1 protein-coding gene is annotated in these 1142 nt (G+C 67.7%); it reads right to left on the reverse strand.

Annotated features, from left to right (window positions below; all coding sequences use genetic code 11):
• Nucleotides 1–1142 (reverse strand): Ig-like domain-containing protein (locus tag DK254_RS06470; RefSeq protein ID WP_256595821.1); only part of this gene is annotated, 1142 nt, incomplete at both ends.

Genomic DNA, 1142 nt, shown 5'->3' on the forward strand with positions numbered 1-1142 from the left:
CCGGCCTCGTCCTGCGCCTTGGCGGTGATGGCCTTCTCGCCATCGCCGGCCAGCGGCAGGTCGGTGCTCCAGTTGCCCTGTTCGTCGGCGACGACGCTGGCAGCCAGTTCACCGTTGACGTACAGCAGCACGAGGTTGCCGGCTTCGGCGGTACCGCTGACGCTCAGGCTGGCGTCGTCGGTGACGTCGCCGTCGTTCAGCAGGCCGATGACCGAGCCCTCGCCATCGACGATTTCACTGATGACCGGCATCGGCGGCAGCAGGGTTTCCTCGCCCACCACGGTGAAGCCGATGCTCTCGCTGGCCTCGCCCTCCTGGCCGATGGCGTTCACCGGACGGGCGGAGATGCTGTGCTCGCCGGAGGCCAGCTCGGGTGCCTGGAAGCTCCAGTTGCCTTCGCCGTCCACCAGGGCGGTGCCCAGCAGGGTCTGGCCGTCATAGATTTCCACGTACTGGGCCTCACCTTCGACATGGCCCTGTACGAGCGGCGCAGCATCGTCGGTGGAACCGCCGTTGGCGATCACCCCGGTGAGCGGGTCGACATCGTCGATCAGCTCGATGCGGTCGATGACCATCGGCGGCACACTGGTGTCGACGCTGAAGTCCAGCGACTCGCTGGGCTGGCTGGCGTTGCCGGCCGGATCGGTGATGACCACGCTGATGCTGTGGTCGCCCTCTTCCAGCGGCTGTTCCGGGGTGAATTCCCAGTGGCCGTTCTCGTCGATGACGGCGGTGCCGATCTCTTCACCGTTGTCGAGGATGCTCACGGTATCGCCCGGCTCGCCCGAACCGCTGAGGGTCGGCTGGGCCTCGTCGGTCACGCTGCCCGGCTCGATCGGGCCGGTGATGGCGCCGGCGTTGTCCTCGGCGCTGACCACGTCCGGTTGTTCCGGGGCGGTGGTGTCGAGGATGACGGAGACCGGGGCGGTCTCGTCGCTGTGACGGCCAGCCTCGTCCTGCGCCTTGGCGGTAATGACCTTCTCGCCATCGCCGACCAGCGCCAGGTCGGTGCCCCAGTTGCCGTTTTCGTCGGCAATGACGCTGGCAGCCAGCTCGCCGTTGACGTACAGCAGCACGAGGTTGCCGGCATCGGCGGTGCCCTTGAGCGACAGGCTGGTGTCGTCGGTGACGTCGCCGTCGTT

The organism is Pseudomonas sp. RW407 (genome assembly GCF_003176655.1).
GTDB classification, from domain to species: Bacteria; Pseudomonadota; Gammaproteobacteria; order Pseudomonadales; family Pseudomonadaceae; genus Pseudomonas; species Pseudomonas delhiensis.